The organism is Haemophilus sp. HMSC61B11 (assembly GCF_001838615.1).
In the GTDB taxonomy this organism is placed as follows: Bacteria; Pseudomonadota; Gammaproteobacteria; order Enterobacterales; family Pasteurellaceae; genus Haemophilus_D; species Haemophilus_D parainfluenzae_AD.
This window is the reverse complement of record NZ_KV838006.1, coordinates 1-345: the sequence shown is the minus strand read 5'-3', so window position 1 is coordinate 345 and position 345 is coordinate 1. Positions and strand designations below refer to the sequence as shown.

General features: G+C 36.8%; 1 protein-coding gene. It reads right to left on the bottom strand.

The features are described 5' to 3' along the window. On the bottom strand, window positions 1–345 hold a 345-nt coding region (locus HMPREF3263_RS10455; RefSeq protein WP_218117722.1), incomplete at both ends, for a hypothetical protein.

Genomic DNA, 345 nt, shown 5'->3' with positions numbered 1-345 from the left:
TTTGGATCTTTAGCTGAACCATCCGGGTTCAAGTTATCCGCTTTATTAACTGTCACACCTGCCGGAGTGATTTTGGTTACATCACCTGTAGCATCTTTAAATTCAGCACTATTTAAACCCTTCAAGTCCTTCGCTAACTGAACTTCTAATGTACTTGCACCGTCTGCTTTAACATTGATATTACCTGTTGCAGATTTAAATGTGTTTGACTCAGCTTCACTTACACCTTCACCCTTGATTTTCACTAGAGTGTTTAGCTTATGTTTGTTTACTGTACTTTCATTATTTCCTGTAAACTTCAAGCCATCATTTAAAGTAGCAACACTTTCACCATTTACATCTAAA